Genomic DNA, 21,167 nt, shown 5'->3' on the forward strand with positions numbered 1-21,167 from the left:
TTCGACTTGCATGTGTTAGGCCTGCCGCCAGCGTTCGTTCTGAGCCAGGATCAAACTCTCAAGTTGAATATGAGAATTTGCTTGCCCGGCTGGTCACCCGTCTTCCGCGCCCGTTAAGACAGCAAAAGACAGCGCGGCGCATTAATCAAAATGCGCCAGTTTGAGATCGCGCCTCACGACGCAACTCTTTTGACGAGTCCCAAGCACATCTGCCCGCAATCCCTCGCGGGACCGCAAAACACGATGAACTTGAAAACGTGACCGCCAGAGTATCTCATCGGACGCAACCCCTCCTAAGAGGAGGAAGCGTCCCGCAAGGACCCCGCCGTCCACGTTTCTCTTTCTTCCGATTCAATTGTCAAACAACAGATCGCGTCTTCAAATCCATCGCTTCGTAAAGCAAGGCTTCAACACAGCAGATCGTCAAAACAGCAAGGCCAAAGCCCAAAACGCGGAGAACAATCATCGACCCGGCCAAACAAACCAGGATCCATGACTACCCGAGAAAGTCCCGAGAAACGAAATCCGCGCCCGCCGCAAACAGCAGCGCCGCTTCCAATGACGCCCTTATAGGACCCACCATCCCCCCATGTCAACACGGCTGTTTTGCAAAACCGCCGAAAAATCGCTGGCGGAAGCCAGGCGGGGCTTCCGTGAAGCAGAAATTGACACTTAAATTCAGGATTTTGCCAAAAACTATCCCCATTATCCCCAGGGCCGCTCGGACTGCCTCCCCGCGCTGATAGCTGAGCCTCCCCCTTCTGGCGCCAGAGCGCTTCCGCTCGTTGCAGGGCAAGGGGGGGGGCCTCTGGCGATCTTTTTTTTTCGAAGAGAGCCGTCAGGGATATTTGCCGGTCTTGATCCTCACCCATTCGCGCGCGATGAATTTCTGCGTCGCCAAATCGGCGTTTTGAACGGCGAAGAGGCGACCCATCGTCTCGGGGTCGGGGTAGATCGCCTTGTTGTCGAGAATGTCTTTGGCGATCCACGGTTTTGAGGCGATGACGCCATTGGCGAGTTTGGTGGCGTTCGTGTTGCGCGCGGCAATCTCCGGGCGCAGAAGAAAGTTGATGAAGGACAAGGCTGCGTCGCCATGCGGCGCGTCCTTCGGCACGACGAGCGCATCAAGCGACAACACCGTCCCCTCCCTCGGAATGGCGTAGCCGACGTCGACGCCGTTGCCTTCCTCTTTCGCCCGCGCGCGCGCCTGCAGTCCGTCGCTGCTCCAGGCCACCGCAAGGCAGACGTCGCCATTGGCGAGGGCGCCGACATCATCGGATGAAGGAAACTTCTTCACATAACGCCGCATGCCGCCAAGCAGCTCCGCCGCTCTGCGCAAATCGTTCAGGCTCTTCGAGGCGGGATTGAGCCGCAGATAGCGCAGAGCGATGGCGAACATCTCTTCGGGATTATCCGGGACGAAGACGCCGCAATCGGCGAAGGCGGCAAGACGATCCGGCCTGAAGATCAGATCCCACGACGCGGGCTCAAAAGGCGCCGCGGCGCCGATCTCATTTGCCTTGTCGACGTCAAAGGCAAGGCCTGCGGTAAACCAGAGATACGGAACGGCATATTGATTGCCGGGATCGAAGACTCCGAGCACCGCCATGACCTCGGGCCAGAGGCCGGTCGCGTTCGGGAGCTTCGCCTTGTCGAGTTTGCGCAAAGCTCCAGCTGCGATCAGCGATTGCAGCGCCGGCCCCGGCGCGACGACCACATCATAATCGGTTTTGCCGCGCAGCCGCGCCTCCAGCGCCTCTCTGGAAGGATAAACGTCATAGACGATCCTGACGCCCGTCTCGGCGGTAAACTCCTCGAGACTCCTCGGATCAAAATAATCGCCCCATGCAAGGATATTGACGATCCTTGGTTCGGCCAGCGCATGCGTCGCGAGCGCCGCGACGCAGAAGCAAACCGCCAGAAGCATCCCGCGCGCGCGCCTCGTATCAGCAAATCTCATGGTCGCCCGGAACTCTCAGCGTGCTTGCCGTCGAAGCGGCGCGCCGAAGAATAGGTCAATTCCCGCAGCTCAACAATTCGGAGCCGGACGTCTGGCTTTGGTTCGTCATGATCGCCGCCCCGGCATGTGATAGGGTCGCGCGCCGAATCGCCGATCGCGCGGCGCCTGCGCGACAGGCCGCGCAAAAGCAACGAGCCGGCGCGTCGGCGCAAACGGAAACGCACCAGAGATCATGAGGAAACCATGCACGTCACCATCGCACATGCCGAAGCGGCCATCGAGGCAGCGCGCAAGAAGGCCGTCGAACTGAAAACGCAAATGTGCATCGCAGTCGTCGATTCGGGCGCGAACCTCAAGGCCTTCTACCGCATGGACGACGCCTGGGTCGGCAGCATCGACATCTCGATCAAGAAGGCGAAGACCGCCCTCTTCTTCGGCATGCCGACTGGGGCGATCGGCCAGCTTTCTCAGCCGGGCGGGTCTTTGTTTGGCATCGAGCACTCCAACGACGGGCTGATCACTTTTCCCGGCGGCTTGCCGATCGTCGATGAAGAAGGCGTTCTCGTCGGCGCAATCGGCGTCAGCGGCAGCGCCGTCGAGAACGACAACGCGGTGGCGCAGGCGGGCGTCGCGGTCCTCGGCGTCAGCGAGTTGCCAGAGCACCCCTGGCGGACCTGAAGCTTGCATTCAGTCTTTCGGCCCCTGAGCGCGCTCGCGCCCAAAAGTTCAGCTTCTCGATAAAAGCCGCCGCGATGTCTGCGCTCCAAATCAGAAGCCTCCTTGTCCTCGGAGGCGCGCGCTCGGGCAAAAGCCGCTATGCTCAAAGCCTTGCGGAAAGCTCGGCCGTGCGCCCCGTTCTGATCGCGACGGCGCAGGCGCATGACGCCGAAATGACGGCGCGCATCGCCCGCCACGCAGCGGAACGGGGTCCGAACTGGATGCTCGTTGAAGAACCCCTCGAGCTCGCCTCCGCGTTACGGCGCGAGGCGGGCGTGGATCGCATCGTCGTCGTCGATTGCGCCACTCTCTGGCTGAGCAATCTTCTCCTGCAAGAGGCCGATCTCGCGAAGGAATCCGAAGAGCTGGCGCATAGCGTCCAAAGCCTCCCCGGTCCCGTGATTTTCGTCTCTAACGAAGTTGGTTCCGGCATTGTGCCGGAAAATGCGCTCGCTCGCGCCTTCAGGGACGCGCAAGGCCGGCTCAATCAGGCGCTCGCCAAGGCCTGTGACTGCGTGGTCCTCGTCACCGCGGGGCTTGCGCTTCAGCTGAAACCTGCTGAAGAGCCGAAGTTTCGGCTTTAACGCCAACTGAGCGCGGCGCAACCGACGCCGCCGCCAAAATTCGGCCAAGCGCATCAGCCAGGCTCCCTCCCCTGTGGTTGCCAAGGGCGAGACGAAGATATAAATGACGTTGCGGGATACGTGAAATATTTTATATTACAGGAATAACATGTGAAACAGTCAGCTTCCGCTCACCTGCGCCGCCTTGAAGCGGAGGCGATCTTCATCATGCGCGAGGTCGTCGCGGAATTCGAGCGGCCGGTGATGCTCTACTCCATCGGCAAGGACTCCGGCGTGATGCTTCACATCGCCCAGAAGGCGTTCTTTCCGTCAAAGCCTCCGTTTCCTTTGCTCCATGTCGATACGATGTGGAAGTTTCGCGAAATGATCGCATTTCGCGATCAAATGGCGGCGAGGGTCGGGATGGATCTGCTCGTCCACGTCAATGAGGACGGGGTGCGCCGCGGCATTTCGCCGGTCGCGTCCGGCTCCTCCGTGCATACGCAGGTGATGAAGACGGAAGGGCTCCGCCAGGCGCTCGACAAATGGAAGTTCGACGCGGCGTTCGGCGGCGCGAGACGCGATGAGGAGAAGAGCCGCGCCAAGGAGCGGATCTTCTCGCATCGTTCCGCCGCGCACGCCTGGGACCCGCGCAATCAACGCCCGGAACTGTGGAGCCTCTTCAACACGAGGATCAAACCGGGCGAATCGATGCGGGTTTTCCCATTGTCGAATTGGACGGAGCTCGACATCTGGGATTACATCGCCGCCGAAGATGTTCCGATCGTGCCGCTTTATCTCGCCAAGGAGCGGCCCGTCGTCGAGCGCAACGGCGCTCTGATCATGCTCGATGACGACCGCCTGCCCTTATTGCCCGGCGAAACGCCGCGCATGGAAAAAGTAAGGTTCCGCACGCTCGGCTGCTATCCGCTGACCGGGGCGATGCGCTCCGAGGCGGAGACATTGCCCGAAATCATCGCGGAAATGCGCGCTTCGACGATGTCGGAGCGCGAAGGCCGCCTGATCGACCATGATGAATCGGGCTCGATGGAAAAAAAGAAGCGCGAGGGGTATTTCTGATGCTTGAGGCCGTTTCCGCCAATCTTCAGGCAAGCCCCCGGTCCGAGCCGTCTCAGCTTGACGCCAGCATGCCGCCGACCCTGAGGCTGATCACATGCGGCTCCGTCGACGACGGCAAATCGACGCTGATCGGCCGCCTCCTGTTTGAGCAGAGCCTCATCTTCGACGATCAGCTCGCAGCTCTCGAGCGCGATTCCAAGCGCCACGGCACCACCGGCGATGAGATCGACTTTGCCCTGCTGGTCGACGGTCTCGAGGCCGAGCGCGAGCAGGGCATCACCATCGACGTCGCCTATCGCTATGTTTCGACCCCGCGCCGCTCCTTCATTATCGCCGACACGCCCGGCCATGAGCAATATACGCGGAATATGGCGACAGCGGCGTCGAGCGCCAACCTCGCGATCCTTCTGGTCGACGCGCGCAAGGGACTTTTGACCCAAACCTGCCGCCATGCCACCATCGTATCGCTGATCGGCATCAAGCATGTCGTGCTCGCGGTCAACAAGATTGATCTCACCGGCTTCGATGAAGCCGGATTCAACGCGATCGTCGCCAAGTTCAAAACCTTCGCCGAACCGCTCGGCTTCAAGTCGATCACTCCTATTCCGATCTCCGCGCGGCAAGGCGACAATGTCTCGGAAAACAGCGCCAATACGCCCTGGTATCAGGGGCAGCCGCTTCTCGCCTTTCTCGAAGCCGTGGACGTCGAGGAAGACCAGTCCGGCAAGCCGTTCCGCTTTCCGGTGCAATGGGTCAATCGTCCGCATCTCGATTTTCGCGGCTTCGCCGGTACGATCGCCAGTGGGACCGTCAGCGAGGGCGATGAAGTCGTCGTCGCCGGCTCCGGCAAATCGTCGCGCGTCGCGCGCATCGTCACCGCCGACGGAGACCGCGCGAGCGCCGGCGCGGGCGAGGCGGTGACCATCACCTTGACCGACGAGCTCGACATCGCGCGCGGCGATGTCTTGTCCGATCCGAAGAATCGTCCGGAGGTCTCGGATCAGTTCGCCGCTCATCTCATCTGGATGAGCGAGGAGAAGCTGCTGCCCGGCCGCTCCTATCTCCTGAAGAGCGGAGCCAAAACAGCGCCCGTCACCATCCGAGAACTCAAGCATAGGCTCGACGTTAACACGCTCGGCGAGATGGCGGCGCGGACCTTGAGCCTCAATGAGGTCGGGTTCTGCAAACTGAGCGCCACGGCGCCGATCGCTTTCGATCCCTATGAGAGCAATCATTCGACCGGGTCCTTCATCCTGATCGACCGCACCACCAACGCCACGGCGGCGGCGGGCTTGATCGCTTTCGGGTTGCGCCGGGCGACCAATATTCACACTCAGGACCTCAACGTCCGGAAAGCCGACCGCGCGCGTCTCAATAGTCATAAGCCGGGCGTCCTCTGGTTCACCGGGCTTTCCGGCTCCGGCAAATCGACCATCGCCAATCTTGTGGAGTCGCGCCTTTACGCTCACGGCGTGCGCACGATCCTGCTCGACGGCGACAATATCCGCCACGGGCTGAACAAGGACCTCGGCTTCACCGAAGTCGACCGCATTGAAAATATCCGCCGCGTCGGCGAAGTGGCCAGGCTGATGACGCAGGCCGGACTGATCGTCCTGTGCTCGTTCATCTCTCCCTTCGCGGCCGAGCGCGAACTCGTGCGCGAACTCCTTGATGAGGATGAGTTCATCGAGATCTTTGTCGACACGCCGATCGAGGACTGCATCGCGCGCGATCCCAAAGGGCTCTACAAGAAAGCGCTCGCGGGCGAGATCAAGAATTTCACGGGTATCGATCAACCCTATGAGACGCCAAAAAATCCCGAGTTGATCGTCGGCCGCGACGGCCAGAGCGCGCGGGAGGCCGCCGCTTTGATCGTCGCGGCCCTGGTCCAGCGCGGATTCATCGATCGCGACGACTGGTCGATTTAAAAAAAACTCCCGAAGCCGGGAGCCCAGAGCGCTTTCCGATCGAATGGAGTCATTCGATCGATCAGAAATCCCTCCAGATTCAAAAGCTTGAGCATATCCTTGTCGATCAGATCGAACCGATCGGATCGGAATATGCTCCAGCCAAAAGTCTGCCGCGCCACACGCGGCCGCGGCTGGATCAACCAGTCTCCTCCAACGAAAGCTGGCGATTCAATCGCTGGCCAGGATCACGTTGCAGTCCTGGAAAATCGCGCAGACATCGGCGCCCGGCTTGATTCCGGTCGCGTCGGCGCTGTCTTGCGTCATGATCGAGGTCATCGTCTTGCCCGCGCCGATGCCGACGGTGACCTCAACGTCGGAGCCGCCGTCGAAGCGTTCAAGCACGCGGCCCATGATCTTGTTGCGGGCGGAAATCCGCGGCATCTGGTCACAAGGCGCCAGCATGACTGAGCTGGCGTTGACCAGAGCCAGCACGGGGCGGTGATCGACGAGCCCAAGTTCGCTGACGCTGGCGTTGGTGACGAGCGCGGAAATAACCACCTCCGGCGAGACCTGCAGCCGAACCTCGACATTGACAGGCGCGGCGAAGATTTCGAGCACTGTGCAGTGAAAGGTGTTGCGGGCGCTGAGCTTCATGCCGATGCCCCAGAAAATGAGGTCTTCCTCGCACTCAATGCCTTGCACGGCGATGCTGGAGGAGATCCGGCTGAGCTTTTCTTCGAGGCGGCGGAATGTGACGAGCAGGCGGCGCCCCTCTTCGGTCACCTCCGCGCCACCGCCGCGAGGGCCGCCCGTGTGCGTAATGAATGCGGGGCGCGGTAGAAGATTGTTGATCGCGTTAACCGCGTCCCAGGCCGTCTTGTAGCTGAAGCCGGCGACGTCGGCCGCCTTGGTGATGCTGCCGTGCTGGATCACCGCTTCGAGCAGCGTGACGCGCTCGCGGCCGACCAACAATTTCCCGTTTGCCCGCAAAGCGAGCAAAGTGTCGATCTCTCCCGGCAATACGCGAGGCATTGTTTTTTCCTCTTGCATATTATTTGCCCGAAAATCACGTCGTCTACAACCAAAATGAGAATAATCAGGCCGCGCGCCGCAGGATCCTTTGCCCGCTGGAGTTGTGCCGGGAAATTTCCGGACGCGCCTCGGCAGGCGGCGCCGGAGCCGCAACGCCCGCGACGGTCAGACGACTTCGACGGTCGCCGCCGAAAACTGCGCGCCGGCGGCCCGGTGCGCCGCCAAAGCCGCCTCCGGCAGAGCCTCGACGCGGTGGATGCGCGCCCGTGCGAGCAGAGCCTTGATCCGGGCTTTTGACCGCGCGAGCAGAGCTTCATCAAGTCGCCCCTCCTCGAGCGCGTCGATGATTCCGGCCGCAAAGCCTCTCGCGCGATCGGCCTCGGTGAAGTGAGCGCAGACCATCAGCATGTCGCAACCGGCGGCGAGAAACCTCGCCGCTGCGTCCGGCGCGTCAAAGAAGCCCTTCATGGCGCCCATGCCGATATCGTCGGAAATCGTCACGCCCTCGAAGCCGAGCTCGCCGCGCAAGATCTCTGTCACGAAGCGGCGCGACAGAGTAACCGGCGCATCGGGATCAATGCGCGGAAAGAGAATATGCGAGGTCATGATCATCGGAACGCCGGCCGCTATCGCCGCGCTGAAGGGCTTGAGCTCACGGGCGCGCAACGCCTCAATGTCTGAATCCTCGGAGGGCAACCCAAGATGAGAATCGACGCTGGTGTCGCCGTGACCCGGAAAATGCTTGCCGCAAGCGATCACGCCCGCGGCCTGCATCGCGCGCATGAAGGGAAGCGCGGCCTCGATCACGTCGTCCGGCGTCGCTCCGAAGGCCCGCTCGCCGATGACCGGATTGGCCGGATTGGTGTGAATGTCGAGCACGGGAGCGAAGTTGAGGTTGATGCCAAGGCTGGCGAGTTCGCGCCCCATCGCGTCGCCGACCGCGGCGGCGTCCTTCGCCCAGCGCGCGGCGTAGGAAAAGCGCGTGATCGGCGCAGGCGTGCGGGTGACGCGGCCTCCCTCATGATCGACCGAGATGAGAAGATCGGGGCGCCCGGCGGCCGCGCGCACGTCCTCTAGCAGCCGCCGATGACTTTCGAGCCAGCCGTCATAGGCAAGATCATGACGAAAATTACTCTTGAAGAGAACGACGCCGGCCGGCTTCAGATCCTGAAGCAACGCGCGGTCGCGCTCTCCAAGGACCGGCGATGGCCGCAGGCCGACGAGAAAATGATCGCCTACCGCGTCGATGGATTGTGCGCTCATTTTCTGTTTTCGCCTCGAATCAGCCGGGCGGCAGTTTAGCCCGCAATCAAGGCGGAAGGAAAACGCCGGCGCGCGCCGCCTACGGAGCGCTAGCGCGCCGAAGCATTCGTCGCTTGCAGAGCTCTCGACGCCCGCCCGAAGTCGACCCCTTCGAGCGATTGGGCGAGAACGCCGAAACCGAGGCCGATGATGCTCCATAACACCGCCTGGGCCCCGAGCGCCGCGAGGCGAAACCGCCACAAGACGTCAGCCGGGAAATTGTCCGGAACCTCATTGATCGAGGGCAGCACGAGCGCCGCGACGGCAACCGCCGTCAGGAACGCGCCGGCGCTGACGAGCCCCGCGTTCCACCCGCCGAACCGGCGCGCGAGCCGACCGCGAAGGAGCGAGGCGAGGATCATCGCCAGCACGGAGAAAAATAGCATGCTAAAGAAAAGCGCCGTGCGCATGCCGATCGTCTCCGGGCGTCCGATAGCAGGCGGGTTCGGAGGATATTTCAGAGCCGGAATGAGCACCACCGCGATAAAGCCCGCCGCCGCCAGCAAGGCGGCGACGGCGCGGGGTTCGAGCGCGCCGACGCGGCCATTTGCAAAGGCGAAAGCCAGAGCGAACAGCCCGCCAAGTCCCGCGCCATAAACCACCGCCGCTGTCACGAGACCGGCGCTGCGCTGGACGGCGCGACTGACGATCTGGGGCTCCTCGGGCTCTCCCGCGGCCCGGGCGGCCGCGCTTTCAAAAGCGATCGCGCGATCGACGGAAGGCTCGCCGGCAAGAAACGCGAAACTCGTCGCAAATAATCCCGCGATGATGCCGGCAAGCATCCCGCGCCATAAAAGCTGTCCGACCATCTAAGACTCCCGACGGCGATCGCAGCAGATCACGCGTCAAAGATGAAGAGACAAAGCATTCCGAGGCGAAGCCCGTTCTCGATCGCTCAAAGCGAATCCGAGGAAGCCAAAACCTCTAGTGACAGGGAAAGCCAAGCAGATGGCGGCCGTCATGAACGAATTCATGCACGTAATGGCCGGAGATCAGCGATGTCGCGCCCTGCTCGGCGCCGACGAAATAGATGAGCAGAAAGCCGAGGACGCCGGCGAAGGCGAGCCATGGCAGGATCTGGCTCACAGGAATGGGGATCGGCCGGGCGGCTGGCGTTAAGGCGATATCGCTCATGTCAAAACTCCCTGGGATCACGCGTCCCGCGTTCGTTGCGATCCTCGGAGGGAAGGTCTGGCTCGCGCGCGCCTTTCCCTTGGGGGTAAGGCGCGGCGCTGACAGTGGCGCGACCGCGGCGGATTTGCACCGCCTTCTTCGCATCCGGGATTTTTTGATCGTAGGGTTCCGCCCAAGGCGTGTCAACGCGGAGCCGGAACAGATCGAATGCTCAGCTTGCCTTGTCCGGAAAGCGCGGCTGTCGCATGATCGCGCCGCCGCGAATCGGCGTTGCGGCGGTCCATTCGAAAGCGAGCGAATCCATGCCGCGTCCAGATCGTCACAAGCTGACCGTTTCCTGCCTGCTGGGCCTCTTTGCCTTCCTTTGCCTCGCTCCCTTTTCCGCGATGGCGCAAGCCGTCGATCCCCTGCCCTCATGGAACGATGGCAAGGCAAAGCAATCGATCATCAAATTTGTCGAGGATGTGACGCGCGAGGGTTCGCCCGATTTCGTTCCCAAGGAGCAGCGCATCGCGACATTCGACAATGACGGCACGCTGTGGGTCGAGCAGCCGATGTATGTCCAGATGGTCTTCGCCATCGACCGCCTGCGCGAACTCCTGCCGATGCATCCCGAATGGCGCGACCAGCAGCCGTTCAAGGCGGCGCTCGACGGCGACTTCAAGACGCTGCTGAAGGATGGCCAGGGCTCGCGCAATCTCCAGACGATCGTCGGCGTCACCCACGCGGGCATGACGCCGGAGGAGTTCGAGCAGATCGTCAAGAACTGGCTCGCCACCGCCAAGCACCCGCGCTTCCATCGGCCCTATACGGAGCTGGTCTATCAGCCGATGCTGGAAGCGCTCGCTTATTTTCGCGCCAACGGATTCAAGGCCTTCATTGTATCCGGCGGCGGCATCGAATTTGTGCGCGCCTTCGCGGATCAGACCTATGGCGTGCCGACCGATCAGGTCATCGGGTCGAGCATCGTGACGAAGTTCGAACGCCGCGACGGCCTGCCGCGGCTGTTCCGCTTTCCTGATGTGAATTTCGTCGATGACGGCCCCGGCAAACCGGTCGGCATCGAGCAGCACGTCGGCCGGCGCCCGATCGCCGCTTTCGGCAATTCGGATGGCGACCTGCAGATGCTGCAATGGACGACGGAATCAGGCGGGCGGCGCCTCGGCGTCATCGTGCACCACACCGACGCCGTGCGCGAATACGCCTATGACAAGGAGTCCCTCGTCGGCCATCTCGATCTCGCCCTTGAGGCGGCAAAGCTGGACAGCTGGACCGTCGTCGACATGAAGACCGATTGGAAGGTGATTTTTCCGTTCGAGATGAAGGGAGAGCCCTCGCCCAAGCCGTAAGCTCTGACGGACGTCACGGCTGCTGCTGCTGGCGCGGGCGCCACGAAAGGTCCTCCGACCAGACATAGATCGATATCGCCGCCAGAAAAAGCACGGCGCCGACCCAGAAAAGCGGCGAATGATGAATGCGCCTCCAATCGGGACGACGCGCCTGCGCCTTCTCAACGCTCGCGTGATGGTGGTGATGGTCTGAGTTCACGTTTCTCTCCGCAAGCTGTCGCGGCCGAACCGGCCGCCTCTCTTTATGATTTGTCTGGCCAAACCGAGCCTATGCCGGTTTTGAAGTCAAGGATCGAAAACCGGCTGCGGCGCCCGCTCGAGCCCGTAATTCAGCATTGCAAGACGCCTTTTGCGGCGCCATGCGTTGAATGTTTTTCTTAACGCAAGGCCGCGCCCGCGTCCCCGGGCGGGCTTGCGCCGAAGCGGGCAAGAAGCGAGGCTGGCGCGCCCGACCGGAAAACTGAGGCTCCCATGTCCTGCGACAAAATCATGCTGATCCGCCATTCGGAACGCCCCGACCCGGATAAAGGCACTCGCGGCGTCTCGCTGGACGGCCGTAAAGACAAGGAATCGCTTAGCGTGCGGGGCTGGCAGCGCGCCGGGGCGCTCGTACGGTTCTTCGCGCCCGTTGACGATCGCTTCGTCCGCCCCGCTCTGGCGCGCCCGAGGATTTTGTTCGCCTGCAAGGCGGCGGCGCAAGATCCAAGCCTTCGTCCGCAGCATACGCTTGTTCCGCTGGCGGAGCTGCTCAAGATCGAATTCAACCGGGACCATTTTAATGGAGAGGAACAGGCCCTCGTCCAGAAAGTGCTGGCTTCGGACGGGCCGGCGCTCATCGCCTGGAAACATGACGGCATGCACGCCATCGCAAATGCGATCCTTGGCGATAAAACGACGGCGCCTCAACATTGGCCCTATGAGCGTTATGATCTCGTCTGGATCTTCGACCGCGCGGGCGAGCATTGGGCGTTTTCGCAAATTCCGCAGCTTCTCCTCGACGGCGACAGCGCCGAGCCGATCGTTTGAGGCCTTGCGCTGTTCTGGCGTTGAAGGAGGCGTCCGGCTTTACGGGCGGGTCCTGTTCCGGCTATGTCAACGCTTTGCCGCTGGAACGATAAGCCATGGCCGCTGGCGCGAAGACAGCCCTTCGCTTTGAGAAAATCGCTTTCCTGTGCACCCCGACGGTGGAAGGCAGAGCGGCGCGCGAAGCGCTGGTCTCGCGCTATGGCGATGTCGATCCGGAAGAAGCCGAAATCGTCGTCGCGCTCGGCGGCGACGGCTTCATGCTGCAGACGCTGCATCGCTTCATGGGAACAAGGAAGCCGATCTATGGCATGAATCGCGGCTCCGTCGGCTTTCTCATGAATGATTTTTCGGTCTTCAATCTCGAAGGCCGGCTGAGCGTCGCCGAAGCCTCGGTCGTGCATCCCCTCCTGATGGAGGCGACCGACTGCGAAGGCGCGATCTCCACGGCGCGCGCCATCAATGAAGTCTCACTGCTGCGGCAATCCTATCAGGCCGCCAAGATGCGCATTTCGATCGACGGCAAGGAGCGCCTCGACGAGCTTGCGGGCGATGGCGTGCTGGTTGCGACGCCTGTCGGCTCGACCGCCTATAATCTTTCCGCACATGGCCCCATCCTGCCGCTCGACGCCACCATGATGGCGCTGACGCCGATTTCCGCTTTCCGCCCGCGCGGATGGCGCGGCGCGTTGCTGCCGGATCAGGCCAAAGTCACGATCGATATTCTGGAGGTCGAAAAAAGACCTGTGGCCGCCGTCGCCGACCATTTCGAGCTGCGTAATGTCCGCGAGGTCACCGTCGCCATGGATCACGCGACCGATCTCGTTCTGCTCCATGATCCGGGGCATTCTCTCAACGAGCGCATCCTGCGCGAACAATTCGGATATTGACGCATGAAAGAGCGCGTTCGCATTCTCGCCCGCGACGTGATGTCGCGCGGGCACGGGCTGCTCGAGCGGCTGACCATCGAGCTGAAGCGCTTCGACGGCCGCCCGCAGAAGCAGGTTCGCGAGATCTATGACACGGGCGACGGCGCCGCGATCCTGCTTTACGATCCAACGCGCTCGACGGTCGTGCTGGTGCGGCAGTTTCGCCTGCCGGCCTACCTCAAAGACGGACGCGACAATCTGATCGAGGTCTGCGCCGGCCGGCTCGAAGGGATCGACGCGCAAACGCGGATCGTGCACGAGGCCGAGGAGGAGACTGGCTATAAGGTGCGCCATGCGCGGAAGGTATGCGAGGGCTATTCCAGCCCCGGCAGTTTCGGGGAGAAGCTGACTTTCTTCGTCGCCGAATATGCCCAATCCGATCGCGTCGGCCCCGGCGGCGGGCTTGAGCATGAAGGCGAGGACATTGAAGTTCTGGAAGTGAGCCTCGACGAAGCCCTGCTGATGATCGAGCGCGGCGAAATCATCGACACAAAGTCGATTTTGCTGTTGCAATACGCCAAGCTCAAAGGCCTCATGGAACATAACGGCGGATCTTGACCAAGGCCATAGGATGAGCGAGGCCCCGCATGTCGAAGCCCATGCGGCGTTATTGAAAGGCCCAGCGGCCATCTCCGATGGATTCGACGCGGCCGACGTCGCCCGCCGCACCAAGGCCGTTCTGATCGGCTCGGCGGGCAATCTCATCGAATGGTATGATATTTACGCCTATTCGGCGTTTTCGCTTTATTTCGCCGGCGCCTTCTTTCCGCAGACCGATCCTGTCGCGCAGCAACTGGCGGCGGCCTCTCTCTTCGCCGCGGCTTTTCTGGTGCGTCCGCTCGGCAGCGCGCTGTTTGGCTATTACGCCGACCGGCACGGACGCCGCAACGCGCTGACCGCCGCCGTGCTCATGATGTGCTTCGGCTCGCTGATGATCGCGGCGACGCCGGGCTACGCCAGCATCGGCGTCGCGGCGCCGCTCATTCTTGCGCTTGCGCGGGTTCTGCAAAGTCTCAGTCAGGGCGGCGAATATGGCTCGGGCGCGACCTATCTCAGCGAAGTCGCGCATCCGAACCGGCGGGGCTTTTATTCCGGCGTCTGGTACATGACCCTGATCGGCGGCCAGCTCTGCGCAATATTGGTGCTGCTGGCGCTGCAGCGGGCCTTTCTCACGCCGGAACAGCTCAAGGCATGGGGCTGGCGCATCCCTTTCGTGATCGGCGCGCTTTTGTCGATCTTCGCTTATGTCATCCGGCGCGACATGCCCGAGACGGAGCTTTTCATCGCCGCCGAATCGGTCATCCGGCGCGAAAACCGGTGGCGCATTCTCGCCCGTGACTGGAAGACCATGGCGCTCGTCGTCGGCATTACGATCGGCGGCACCTCGGCTTTCTATACCTATACGACCTATATGCAGAAATTCCTGAAACTCTCGGTCGGATTGAACGACGCGCAGACGACCCTGATCACCGCCGGATCGCTCATTTTCGCGCTGATCCTTCAGCCGCTCTATGGCGCGCTCTCCGACAAGATCGGCCGCAAGCCGATGCTCGTCGCCTTCGGCGTCCTTGGAACGCTCGGAACGATTCCGCTGCTGACGACTCTGCGGCATACGCAAAGCCCGTTCGGCGCCTTTTTGCTAATTTGCGCCGCCTGGGCGATCGTCAGCGGCTATACGTCGATCGCGGCGATCGTGAAGGCGGAGCTGTTCCCGACCGCCATTCGCGCGATGGGCGTCGGCATTCCTTACGCGCTCACCGTGGCCGTTTTCGGCGGATCGATCGATTCCGTCGCGCTGGCGTTCAAGAATGCTGGCCTTGAGACCGGCTTCTACTGGTATGCCGCGGGCTGCATCTTCATCTCTCTGATCTGCTACCTCTTCATGCGCGACATGAAAACGCACTCCAAAATGAGCCAGGTTCTATGACGGCGGCGCGGAGCTGATCCCATGCGCTCACTGCTGTTTGCGCCGGCTGACAACCGGTCAAAGCTCACCGAAGCTTTGGAGAGCGGGGCCGACGGAGTTTTGCTCGATCTCGCGGGCTCCGTTGCCTCCAGGTCCAAATCCGAGGCGCGGAAACAAGCTTGCGCCTTTATCGCCGCCGCAAAGGCAAAAGCGCATCATCCGCTGATTTTCGTCCGGCTCAACGAACTCGATACCGAGATGATCGAAGCCGACCTCGACGCAATTCTCCGGGCGCGACCGGACGGAGTCGTCCTGGCGGACGCCCAGAGTGGACAAGCGGTCCAGCATCTTGGCGCCAAACTCGCAGTGATGGAGGCGGAACTTGGGTTGGCCGACGGATCGACCCGCATCATCGCGGCTGTCGCGGGCACGGCGGCCTCGATCTTCAATATGGGGACTTTCGCCGACGCTAGCCCCCGCCTTGCCGGCTTGGTCTGGAGCGCCGACGACCTTTCGACGTCACTCGGCGCTAGCGCCCATCGAGCGCCGGATGGCTCCTATGCATCACCCCATGCTTTAGCCCGTGACCTGACCTTATTTGCCGCGCGAGCGGCCGACGTGCCGCTGATCGACGGGCCAACCTTGAATTGTCGCGACGCCGCCTGCTTTCGGCTGGAATGCGAAGCAGCGCAGCGCGATGGGTTCGACGGCAAAATAGCGCGCGATCGGGAACAGGTCGCGGCCATCAATGCCGTCTTCACGCCGCCGGAGCAAGTTCTGGCGAGGGCGCGCGCAATCATCGAAGCCTTCGCCGCTGAACCGGACGCGCGGGTTCTCGCCTTTCAGGGCGAGACGCTGAACCCGGCGCATCTTGCGCAAGCGCGGCGGCTACTGAGGCGCCTGCCGTCCCGGCGCTGAACGGCCTCCGGCTTCACCTTACCGCTTTCTCCTCCGCCACCTCGACACGATCAGGATAGAATGCGAGATGGTTCTCAATCGCGGCGACAGGCGCAAAGGGGGCCTCATAGGTCCACACGGCATTCACGCAACAGTCCCCGCCAAGGGGAAGGCTATAGTACGCGCAATCGCCCTTATAGGGACAATAGGTGCTCTGATCCGTCCGCTCCAACAGCGACATGTCCACGTCCTTGCGCGGAATATACTGCACGGGCGGATATGACGCCTCCCGGAGCGTCAGGGCCGCGCGCGTGTCGGCGACGACGCGGCCCGCGACGGTGACGAGAATGCGCGCTGGATTCGGCTCAATCGTGATGGGATGGTCGGGTCCTGGACGCTTGATCGGCCTGTCTGTCATGGCTTCGAACTCCTTCATCTGGCGAAGCGCCGGAGAGCACAGTCAGAAAAACCCATTCATGCCGCGATACGCAAACAGGTCTGCTGGCCAACCGGGTTGACGTGAAGCCTGCCCGCCCCTCAAGGCCGAGGGCAAATACGCTCGCGAGCTAGTCTTTTCGGGCGTCAATCGCTAGTCAGATCGCCGGTCGCGAATCAATCCAAAAGCTTTGAACCCGGCCGCATCAAGAATTGCTCGAACGATCATTCCTAGAAAATAGCCGCATTCGAAAATCACCGCAGCGACAATCCAGCTTATAAAGGCGCTTGTTGATACAAACCACCACAAGAGCAATATGAGCAATAGCCACAATATTATGATCCAAATCAATACTCTAATACCGAACAGGGCGCCGACGAATGCACCAATAAATAGCAGACTTACCATCAAAAATATCATTGCGAAGCCGGCTTGCTTACCTAAGTGTGTTTTCCGCTGGATGGACGACGCGCCCCGGAGGCGCCCGACCCATTGCTATATAGGCGCGGTCGAGTTCAAAAGGAAGATTGGTCAGCTTAACCGCATGCCCATAGGTTCGAGAGAGCCTCGACGCTTCGATGCCGCTGGACAGACGATCGAGATGGGAGCGAGCCGGTTATGCGCGCGCATCCGCCAATTCCAGAAGTGCTTTGATCAAACCAAAGACGCGCTCGCGCCGACAGTCCGCGTTTTCACGCAGGACGAAGGCGCGGGCTCGATGATGGCGCTTATTGTGGAGTTGGGGCGGCGGCGCAGGGATGCCGATGATTGATCGTGTTAGCGGCCCTGTCAGCGGTTCGATTCGCATGACTCAATTTATTTATGGCAAACAAAGGCGCTTTGAGGATTGCCTGTTGGTTTTATCCCGCCGTGCTCCGGGACATCCGGTGGAAACGCGCTTTGAATTTTGGCGCCGACGGCTTCAGCGTTCTAGCCCTTGTCGACAGTCTTAATCCACAACTCCGGCCGAGACGGCACGAGCCTCTCAAGATTCAAAAAGAAGATCCCTCGAAAGCTCAACATGTCTCTTGACGTAAGATTGCGAGTTAATGCCCCCTGGCCCCATCCGGGCCTGGGCGCGCTTCACGACGCCCCATCGCGATTCATCGTCCTTGGCCATTTCGAGAATCGCGCTTCTGATCGCCTCGGCATTCTGAGGCCGCACATATTTGACCGCGTCGCCGGGAAAGTAGGCCCGAAGGCCGCCGACGTCGCTGCAAATAACCGGAACTCCCCGAAGCGCAGCCTCCTCGAGCACCGTAATGCCCGAAGCATGCAAATTTGGCCTGAGCGCGAGAACAAGCACGTCCGCCCATTCATAAAGCTGCAACAGCTCATTGTTTGATTTCGGCTGGACAACGGCAATGTTTTTCGCGCCCGCGAGCAGCTTAGGGGGCACCTTCTGAGACGCGATGCGAAGTTCGCAACAGGGTAGTCTCCTGACCGCCTGGATCAATGTCGTCCAGTCCCTATCCTCATCGTTACCGACCGACATCAGCCGTATCGGGTCGCAAAATCTCTTAAACTGCGGCGGCGCCATTCCCTCGGCGTTGATCCCATAAAGAACCAATTCGCAACGGACGCCCGGAAACAGGCTCCGCGCGACTTTTAGATTTTCAGGGGAGTGGAGAGTCAACATGTCCGCGCGAGACACTAATTTCTTAAACAGCCAACGGTGGAGGCGCGAAAACTTTGGCCATCTGTCAATGAGCCAGACACTCTGCGCAATCAACTTCGGTCTACGCGTTGGACGCATCGCCCAAAACAACAGCAAAATCGCCAGGTGCTGCGATTCCGTGTGCGTCCATACGACATCCGCCGTACATATCCCTTTGCGGTTGCGCCAGGCATGAACGAAGTCGAAGTGCAAAAAATACCGAACGGCCAGGCGGAACAGCCTTTCAATTTTACGTTCTAGCTTATCTTCGGAATAGGTGACCTGACAACCATCTTCCGCCGCCCTATGATACCCATACGCAAATGGCTCGTTTATTCCTATGATTTGGCCGTTGCGATATTTCTCGTTCCAGTTCCGCGCCCCGAAACCATGCGCCAAATGAACAAATACTCTGATTTCGCCCGCATGATCGTGAGACATCACTTCCGCTTCGAGACCTGCCTCGACACCGGCGATCATTGGCGCGTTGCGGCCGTTGCTAGAACCGAGCGGCGCTGCGGGCGCGTGCATTTCAGGGCTTCCCATCACACACATGGAAACGCTGGTCCGGGCGAGATCAACTTTCGATCGCCGTCAAGCCAGCGATACGCGAACGGCGCATCACCGCCCGACTGTCCCCAAACGCGGTTGCCGGGGCAAGCCTCGGAAAACACGGATAAGGCGCGACATCGCTCCCGACGCGTTGAGCGCCTTAGGAACGAATGATCGCGCTCGTCGCAGGAAATGGCGACAATTTCACAGGACGGACGGCGCAACCCGAATCAAGGTGAAGCTGCCGCCAGCGATTCCCGGCTGAAATCCCCCTCCGACGAATCGCAACCGTGGGCGCTCAGAGCGTGCCGGCAGCCGAACAATTATGGATATGGTCCGGCGAGCCGATCCACTGAGTGCCTCTCACCGGCGACGGTCATCATGCGAATGGCACGCAGGAGGCCGCGCTACAGCACGGCCTCCGCTCTACGATTCCTGCCCTCGAACGCGGTCAACGAGGATGTAGGCGATCAAGGACCTTCAGCAACCAACCAGAGGGAGGGAGGATGGCCAGATCGCATTCCGCCGCGCTGGCGACTGCCGAGCTAGGGACAGCGGCTAATTTACCACTTCGATAATGATCGGATGATCGCTCAACGTCAAAGGGACCGAACTCACATTGGAGAGGGTCTGAGTCGCCGTCACGCCCACAGTCGGATCATACAGATTCACTGTGCCGTGCGTTCCTCCCAGATTTACGTTGACTTTGTCCGTTGCCTCTCCTACCGGCCGCTCATCCCAAACGACCAATTCGAACGCGCCAGTGCTCTTTTGCATTAACAAATCGTGCACAGTGGCGGGCTCGGATGCGATCGAGTAATTAAGAGACCCCGGCGCTATTCCTACAGCCTTGTTATCATTCAAGATGGTCGTAAGATTGTGAATGTAGACCGCGGCCGGCTTATAGGAATAATCCGGCCGTACAATGCCGAACGTATTGTTGAATCCGCCCTCATTATCTCTCAGCTGGTAGAGGAATGTGTATTTATAACCCCTCTTATATTGAGATAGATACACGTTGAGGAGAACTTTTGCTTGATTATCCTCCCCTCCGTTGCTGCTGACCCATCCAGTCTCAGTTGTCACACGCGGAAGCGTCTGGAGCTGTGCGTCATTGCTTCCAGCATAATGGTGCTTCCATGTTGTTCCGTAGTCATCCACGAGTGGGTTTTGAGCAGGGGCAACCTTTCCTGTTGGGGCCGCAACGTTCCACGCAATATTATCGACGGGAGTTGGTGCTCCTTCCCAGATAACGTAATTATGCATATTCGCATAATCCGCGTATTTCGTGCCATCCGGCATGGAAAGGCCTGAGCCATTCGGAATGGTCAGAAATTGCAATCCGACATTATCCGTCTCCGCGCCGTTGTGCGAAATATGAAACACAGGGTAGTTTTTCAAAACGGAGTCGGCCTTGACCGCCGCGTACAGGTCCGCTTGCAGTTTCGCCACCGGAAGCCATGAATAAGAACCGCCGCCAACCTGGCCTTGGTAATTCAGCGTCCAATTGTCTGGTTCATTCGCGCCTGCGACAGCCAACAATGCGCCAGCCGTCGCAAGCGCCTTGGCTGCGCTGATATTGCTGGCGACGCTGGACCCTGAGAACCCACTGTCCAGCGCCCAGAGAATTTTAGTGTTTGTCAGCTGGGCGAGTTCGATCGAGTTAGCCGCGCTGCCGCCGCCCTCGAGGCTCCCGCCGCTGACGTTGCGGACCCCTATGTATTTGATCAAAGGCGCATAGGTGGCGTTAGGTGAACCGTTCGCGGGAGAGGCAATGCATATGCCAAGGGAATTCAAGAAATCATTGGCGCTCACGGCGACCACACCGGAGCCCGAGGAGGGCATGGAGGCGGGCGGCGAGCTGGGAGGCGGAGGCTGGGTTACGGGCGGCGAAGACGCAACGTTTGTTGCCGCCGGCTTGATTGTCACCCCAATTGCGTCCCAATAGTTCGGCGCGCCCGACACCTTAGCAGTTTGCGCCGCCACGTTGGTATTCCCGGATGCCGACAATAGCTTATCGCCGGTAAACATTGAGCGTTGCGTAAGATCTCTTGAAACATTGCCAAGATCGCCAGGCCCGGATATCGGAGCGGATACAAGGTTAAAATCCCAGAAACCCACATATCGTTCGCCAGCTACCGCCGTTTCAGCGAAGGCCGGGATTTGACATGATGTCGCATAATCAGATCCACACCCCGCAGTGCGGCCGATTGGCGCCGTGGCGTCGACATTGCGATAAGCCTTGATGATCGCCGCGCCGTAGGAGGCGCCGCTCCACGAGTAGGAGGCCGGCTCATTATGCGCAATGCGCCAGAAAAGTTGAGCGCCTTGGATTGCGTTGAATGTCTTGGTCACCTGGGTCCAGCCCGACGGCGCCGTCAACCATGCGCCGTTCGTTGTCTGCGTTGCGATGTATGCAAGCATCAGGTCGCCATTCTGCGTCCCCGCCGGCGTCTTGACTTGAACGGGACCCGACCAGTTGTTCGAGGACCCATAGGCCACGCCTACATATGTTACGGACGCCGCGGCGTGCCCAACTGTGGGCGCTGCAATTGTTGCGCTCAGAGCTACGCCCCAAGCGAATATCGAATATTTCACACAGTTTCTCCGCTAGATGACATTTGGCCAAGCTTCAGCCCTCCCGCAATCGAGGTTCGACGCGACTGACAGCAAGCTTGAACTGTGCAGTAACACGCTCTTTATGGCGAGAGTGCGTCCAA

20 protein-coding genes and 1 rRNA gene (1 of these 21 only partly in view) are annotated in these 21,167 nt (G+C 60.7%); 11 read left to right on the forward strand and 10 right to left on the reverse strand.

Features of this window, described 5'->3' with window-relative positions:
• Both SIN04_RS12325 and SIN04_RS12330 read right to left on the reverse strand, forming a co-directional pair.
• Positions 1 to 66, reverse strand: a 16S ribosomal RNA gene (locus SIN04_RS12325) (it extends 1,421 nt beyond the left edge of the window).
• A gap of 772 nt (positions 67 to 838) precedes the next feature.
• Positions 839 to 1,927, reverse strand: a complete 1,089-nt coding sequence (locus tag SIN04_RS12330; protein ID WP_134489572.1) for an extracellular solute-binding protein — start codon at positions 1,925 to 1,927, stop codon at positions 839 to 841.
• A 276-nt stretch (positions 1,928 to 2,203) separates the two neighbouring features.
• Between SIN04_RS12330 and SIN04_RS12335 the strand changes: the two genes are divergently transcribed.
• The 4 genes from SIN04_RS12335 to cysN all read left to right on the forward strand — a co-directional run bounded on the left by SIN04_RS12335 (position 2,204) and on the right by cysN (position 6,248).
• Positions 2,204 to 2,638 (forward strand): GlcG/HbpS family heme-binding protein, encoded by a 435-nt coding sequence (locus SIN04_RS12335; RefSeq protein ID WP_134489574.1) that lies wholly within the window; start codon positions 2,204 to 2,206, stop codon positions 2,636 to 2,638.
• 74 nt (positions 2,639 to 2,712) lie between these two features.
• The gene (gene cobU, locus SIN04_RS12340) at positions 2,713 to 3,261 is read left to right on the forward strand and encodes a bifunctional adenosylcobinamide kinase/adenosylcobinamide-phosphate guanylyltransferase (RefSeq protein WP_134489576.1); all 549 of its coding nucleotides are present in this window, start codon (positions 2,713 to 2,715) and stop codon (positions 3,259 to 3,261) included.
• 207 nt (positions 3,262 to 3,468) lie between these two features.
• A complete protein-coding gene (gene cysD, locus SIN04_RS12345) occupies positions 3,469 to 4,320 on the forward strand; it encodes a sulfate adenylyltransferase subunit CysD (protein ID WP_244605970.1) in 852 nt (283 codons plus the stop codon).
• The gene (gene cysN, locus SIN04_RS12350) at positions 4,320 to 6,248 is read left to right on the forward strand and encodes a sulfate adenylyltransferase subunit CysN (protein ID WP_134489580.1); all 1,929 of its coding nucleotides are present in this window, start codon (positions 4,320 to 4,322) and stop codon (positions 6,246 to 6,248) included. Before cysD ends, cysN begins: the two co-directional genes overlap by 1 nt.
• A 210-nt stretch (positions 6,249 to 6,458) precedes the next feature.
• On the opposite strand, the gene SIN04_RS12355 is transcribed toward cysN, so the two are convergent.
• The 4 genes from SIN04_RS12355 to SIN04_RS12370 form a co-directional block, all read right to left on the reverse strand.
• Complete coding sequence (locus SIN04_RS12355) at positions 6,459 to 7,262, reverse strand: molybdenum-dependent transcriptional regulator (protein ID WP_341263944.1); 804 nt, start codon at positions 7,260 to 7,262, stop codon at positions 6,459 to 6,461.
• Positions 7,263 to 7,427: 165 nt separating this feature from the next.
• Positions 7,428 to 8,525 carry a beta-N-acetylhexosaminidase gene (gene nagZ, locus SIN04_RS12360; RefSeq protein WP_134489582.1) on the reverse strand — a complete coding sequence of 366 codons (1,098 nt, stop codon included), beginning with the start codon at positions 8,523 to 8,525 and terminating at the stop codon, positions 7,428 to 7,430.
• 89 nt (positions 8,526 to 8,614) lie between these two features.
• Positions 8,615 to 9,373, reverse strand: coding sequence for a CbtA family protein (locus tag SIN04_RS12365; RefSeq protein ID WP_134489584.1), 759 nt, complete (start codon positions 9,371 to 9,373; stop codon positions 8,615 to 8,617).
• A gap of 115 nt (positions 9,374 to 9,488) precedes the next feature.
• Positions 9,489 to 9,698 carry a CbtB domain-containing protein gene (locus SIN04_RS12370; protein ID WP_134489586.1) on the reverse strand — a complete coding sequence of 70 codons (210 nt, stop codon included), beginning with the start codon at positions 9,696 to 9,698 and terminating at the stop codon, positions 9,489 to 9,491.
• A gap of 302 nt (positions 9,699 to 10,000) precedes the next feature.
• On the opposite strand from SIN04_RS12370, the gene SIN04_RS12375 reads away from it, so the two are divergent.
• Complete coding sequence (locus tag SIN04_RS12375; RefSeq protein ID WP_134489588.1) at positions 10,001 to 11,047, forward strand: HAD family hydrolase; 1,047 nt, start codon at positions 10,001 to 10,003, stop codon at positions 11,045 to 11,047.
• 13 nt (positions 11,048 to 11,060) lie between these two features.
• On the opposite strand, the gene SIN04_RS12380 is transcribed toward SIN04_RS12375, so the two are convergent.
• On the reverse strand, positions 11,061 to 11,246 hold the full coding sequence (locus SIN04_RS12380; RefSeq protein ID WP_134489590.1) for a hypothetical protein: 186 nt from the start codon (positions 11,244 to 11,246) through the stop codon (positions 11,061 to 11,063).
• A 272-nt stretch (positions 11,247 to 11,518) separates the two neighbouring features.
• Here SIN04_RS12380 and SIN04_RS12385 point away from each other — a divergent pair, with 272 nt between their 5' ends.
• From SIN04_RS12385 to SIN04_RS12405, 5 genes are all read left to right on the forward strand, one after another.
• Complete coding sequence (locus SIN04_RS12385; protein ID WP_134489592.1) at positions 11,519 to 12,073, forward strand: phosphoglycerate mutase family protein; 555 nt, start codon at positions 11,519 to 11,521, stop codon at positions 12,071 to 12,073.
• Between the two features lie 95 nt (positions 12,074 to 12,168).
• Complete coding sequence (locus SIN04_RS12390) at positions 12,169 to 12,960, forward strand: NAD kinase (RefSeq protein ID WP_134489594.1); 792 nt, start codon at positions 12,169 to 12,171, stop codon at positions 12,958 to 12,960.
• 3 nt (positions 12,961 to 12,963) lie between these two features.
• Positions 12,964 to 13,557, forward strand: coding sequence for an NUDIX domain-containing protein (locus tag SIN04_RS12395; RefSeq protein WP_134489596.1), 594 nt, complete (start codon positions 12,964 to 12,966; stop codon positions 13,555 to 13,557).
• Between the two features lie 13 nt (positions 13,558 to 13,570).
• Positions 13,571 to 14,926, forward strand: coding sequence for an MFS transporter (locus SIN04_RS12400; protein ID WP_134489598.1), 1,356 nt, complete (start codon positions 13,571 to 13,573; stop codon positions 14,924 to 14,926).
• 21 nt (positions 14,927 to 14,947) lie between these two features.
• Complete coding sequence (locus tag SIN04_RS12405; RefSeq protein WP_134489600.1) at positions 14,948 to 15,823, forward strand: HpcH/HpaI aldolase/citrate lyase family protein; 876 nt, start codon at positions 14,948 to 14,950, stop codon at positions 15,821 to 15,823.
• Positions 15,824 to 15,836: 13 nt separating this feature from the next.
• On the opposite strand, the gene SIN04_RS12410 is transcribed toward SIN04_RS12405, so the two are convergent.
• Entirely contained in the window at positions 15,837 to 16,220 is a 384-nt protein-coding gene (locus tag SIN04_RS12410) for a DUF427 domain-containing protein (RefSeq protein ID WP_134489602.1), read from the reverse strand.
• 334 nt (positions 16,221 to 16,554) lie between these two features.
• Here SIN04_RS12410 and SIN04_RS12415 point away from each other — a divergent pair, with 334 nt between their 5' ends.
• Complete coding sequence (locus SIN04_RS12415; protein ID WP_134489604.1) at positions 16,555 to 17,010, forward strand: hypothetical protein; 456 nt, start codon at positions 16,555 to 16,557, stop codon at positions 17,008 to 17,010.
• A gap of 213 nt (positions 17,011 to 17,223) precedes the next feature.
• Here the strand turns inward: SIN04_RS12415 and SIN04_RS12420 are convergent, their stop codons facing one another.
• Entirely contained in the window at positions 17,224 to 18,426 is a 1,203-nt protein-coding gene (locus tag SIN04_RS12420) for a glycosyltransferase family 4 protein (protein ID WP_197731973.1), read from the reverse strand.
• 579 nt (positions 18,427 to 19,005) lie between these two features.
• Complete coding sequence (locus SIN04_RS12425; RefSeq protein WP_134489607.1) at positions 19,006 to 20,871, reverse strand: hypothetical protein; 1,866 nt, start codon at positions 20,869 to 20,871, stop codon at positions 19,006 to 19,008.
• Between the last annotated feature and the right edge of the window lie 296 nt (positions 20,872 to 21,167).

Origin of the sequence: Methylocella tundrae (assembly GCF_038024855.1) — a bacterium.
GTDB classification, from domain to species: Bacteria; Pseudomonadota; Alphaproteobacteria; order Rhizobiales; family Beijerinckiaceae; genus Methylocapsa; species Methylocapsa tundrae.

What these genes read in the sequence shown, in the direction of transcription:
- SIN04_RS12330 (WP_134489572.1), bottom strand. Translation starts at nt 1,927, where the DNA reads ATGCTTCTGGCGGTTTGCTTCTGCGTCGCGGCGCTCGCGACGCATGCG.
- SIN04_RS12335 (WP_134489574.1), top strand. Translation starts at nt 2,204, where the DNA reads ATGCACGTCACCATCGCACATGCCGAAGCGGCCATCGAGGCAGCGCGC.
- cobU (WP_134489576.1), top strand. Translation starts at nt 2,713, where the DNA reads ATGTCTGCGCTCCAAATCAGAAGCCTCCTTGTCCTCGGAGGCGCGCGC.
- cysD (WP_244605970.1), top strand. Translation starts at nt 3,469, where the DNA reads ATGCGCGAGGTCGTCGCGGAATTCGAGCGGCCGGTGATGCTCTACTCC.
- cysN (WP_134489580.1), top strand. Translation starts at nt 4,320, where the DNA reads ATGCTTGAGGCCGTTTCCGCCAATCTTCAGGCAAGCCCCCGGTCCGAG.
- SIN04_RS12355 (WP_341263944.1), bottom strand. Translation starts at nt 7,262, where the DNA reads ATGCCTCGCGTATTGCCGGGAGAGATCGACACTTTGCTCGCTTTGCGG.
- nagZ (WP_134489582.1), bottom strand. Translation starts at nt 8,525, where the DNA reads ATGAGCGCACAATCCATCGACGCGGTAGGCGATCATTTTCTCGTCGGC.
- SIN04_RS12365 (WP_134489584.1), bottom strand. Translation starts at nt 9,373, where the DNA reads ATGGTCGGACAGCTTTTATGGCGCGGGATGCTTGCCGGCATCATCGCG.
- SIN04_RS12370 (WP_134489586.1), bottom strand. Translation starts at nt 9,698, where the DNA reads ATGAGCGATATCGCCTTAACGCCAGCCGCCCGGCCGATCCCCATTCCT.
- SIN04_RS12375 (WP_134489588.1), top strand. Translation starts at nt 10,001, where the DNA reads ATGCCGCGTCCAGATCGTCACAAGCTGACCGTTTCCTGCCTGCTGGGC.
- SIN04_RS12385 (WP_134489592.1), top strand. Translation starts at nt 11,519, where the DNA reads ATGTCCTGCGACAAAATCATGCTGATCCGCCATTCGGAACGCCCCGAC.
- SIN04_RS12390 (WP_134489594.1), top strand. Translation starts at nt 12,169, where the DNA reads ATGGCCGCTGGCGCGAAGACAGCCCTTCGCTTTGAGAAAATCGCTTTC.
- SIN04_RS12395 (WP_134489596.1), top strand. Translation starts at nt 12,964, where the DNA reads ATGAAAGAGCGCGTTCGCATTCTCGCCCGCGACGTGATGTCGCGCGGG.
- SIN04_RS12400 (WP_134489598.1), top strand. Translation starts at nt 13,571, where the DNA reads ATGAGCGAGGCCCCGCATGTCGAAGCCCATGCGGCGTTATTGAAAGGC.
- SIN04_RS12405 (WP_134489600.1), top strand. Translation starts at nt 14,948, where the DNA reads ATGCGCTCACTGCTGTTTGCGCCGGCTGACAACCGGTCAAAGCTCACC.
- SIN04_RS12410 (WP_134489602.1), bottom strand. Translation starts at nt 16,220, where the DNA reads ATGACAGACAGGCCGATCAAGCGTCCAGGACCCGACCATCCCATCACG.
- SIN04_RS12415 (WP_134489604.1), top strand. Translation starts at nt 16,555, where the DNA reads ATGAGCAATAGCCACAATATTATGATCCAAATCAATACTCTAATACCG.
- SIN04_RS12420 (WP_197731973.1), bottom strand. Translation starts at nt 18,426, where the DNA reads ATGCACGCGCCCGCAGCGCCGCTCGGTTCTAGCAACGGCCGCAACGCG.
- SIN04_RS12425 (WP_134489607.1), bottom strand. Translation starts at nt 20,871, where the DNA reads ATGCTTGCATACATCGCAACGCAGACAACGAACGGCGCATGGTTGACG.